This is a genomic window from Campylobacter sp. BCW_6465 (genome assembly GCF_001762815.1).
Taxonomy (GTDB): Bacteria; Campylobacterota; Campylobacteria; order Campylobacterales; family Campylobacteraceae; genus Campylobacter_D; species Campylobacter_D jejuni.
In genome coordinates, this window is the sequence record NZ_MJXN01000104.1 from 992 (window position 1) to 2,622 (window position 1,631).

Consider the following 1,631-nt stretch of genomic DNA (forward strand, 5'->3'; position numbering starts at 1 on the left):
TGTGCTTTATAATACAGGAGTTTAAATGGGAGAAGATATTACATTTTCTATTTTTTGGGGTTTATTTGGATTTATTCTTGCTTTTACTAATATAAAATTTTATCTTACAACTTTAAGTGTTCTTATTGCCTTTTCTATTTTAAATTATTGGATGAGAATTAACATAAAAGAATTTGTAAAATCTTATTTTTTAGTATATTTTATTATCTTTTTTATGGCTATTGTTATCATATTTTATCTTACCTATGGTATTGAAACTTCTAGGGATCTTGCATTACTTAGCTCTCTAGAAGCTAAAGAATTGTCACCGCAAGAATATAAAGCATATAATTATTTTGGATTTTTGACTTGTATAACTATGTTTTTTTTTACAATCACATTTTTTATACCTCCTTGTTTATTACAAGCTTATTTATTTAAATGTTATAGCACAGGAGAAAAACGCAAAAAATTAAGTTGGCTTATAGGGTTTGTGTGTAATATCTTTTTATTAATTGCGAGTGTGTATGTGGTATATGAAAATCTTTAAAGACTATCAAAAATTCACTCCTTATGGTTTGGATTTTAGACTTTATAGTAAAGATTTTATCACTAAGCTTGATTTTAAAGATAAAGCTTATAATGTGCTTTATAATACAGGAGTTTAAATGGGAGAAGATATTACATTTTCTATTTTTTGGGGTTTGATAGGATTTATTCTTACTTGTAGTGTTATAGAATTTTATCTTATAGCTCTAAGCGTTCTTATTGCCTTTTCTATTTTAAATTATTGGATTAAGATTAACATAAAAGAATTTGTAAAATCTTATTTTTTAATATCTTTTATTATCTTTTTTATGGCTATTGTTATCGTATTTTATCTTACTTATGATCTTGAAACTTCTAGAGGGCTTGTATTACTTGGTCCTCCAGAAATTGAAAAATTATCACCACAAGAATATAAAGCACATAATTATTTTGATTTTTTAGGTGGTATAACTTTTATTTTTTTAGTAATCACATTTTTTATACTTCCTTGTTTATTGCAAGCTTATTTATTTAAATGCCATAGTACAGGAGAAAAACGCAAAAAATTAAGTTGGCTTATAGGGTTTGTGTGTAATCCTATATTAATGGCGGGTGTGTATGTGATGTATTAAAATCTTTAAAGACTATCAAAAATTTAATATATTTGATATAATATTCATTTATCTTAAATATTTAGAAAAAAATGGATAGAGAATTATTTATAACAAGGCTTGCTTTTATAAACAATGATGAAATAGACACAATAGATAAAAATTCATCCATAGCATACTTAAAAGCCTTATATCAATGTGAAAATTCCATAGCTATAAATTATAATCAAGAAGAGCTTTTCACCCAAGCTACCGCTATAAACAATCTAGGCTATAATTCTACTTTCACAAAAATCTTCATCCTAGATAAAGAAAAGCTCAATGATACCTATCTTGATACTAGAAAAAAGCTTTATAAATCTATCAATACTTTAAAAGAAAAAAGAAATGAAAAAATAAAAGATATCCAAGACTATTTAAATAAAGAAATTTCCTTACAAGATAATCTAAATAATCAAAGCTTTAATACTAAGGAAAATGATGTTAATTTAATTTTAAACGAAGTATTTAACA

At 24.6% G+C, this 1,631-nt stretch carries 4 protein-coding genes; all 4 read left to right on the forward strand.

What is annotated here, in order from left to right; all coding sequences use genetic code 11:
* Positions 1-25: 25 nt before the first annotated feature.
* A complete protein-coding gene (locus tag AJ886_RS07925) occupies positions 26-529 on the forward strand; it encodes a hypothetical protein (protein WP_070287509.1) in 504 nt (167 codons plus the stop codon).
* Positions 516-647, forward strand: a complete 132-nt coding sequence (locus tag AJ886_RS10860) for a hypothetical protein (protein ID WP_016818322.1) — start codon at positions 516-518, stop codon at positions 645-647. Before AJ886_RS07925 ends, AJ886_RS10860 begins: the two co-directional genes overlap by 14 nt.
* Positions 648-1,139 (forward strand): hypothetical protein, encoded by a 492-nt coding sequence (locus AJ886_RS07930; RefSeq protein WP_070283629.1) that lies wholly within the window; start codon positions 648-650, stop codon positions 1,137-1,139. It begins immediately after the preceding gene.
* A gap of 71 nt (positions 1,140-1,210) precedes the next feature.
* A partial coding sequence (locus AJ886_RS07935; protein ID WP_070287510.1) for a hypothetical protein occupies positions 1,211-1,631 on the forward strand: 421 nt, incomplete at its 3' end.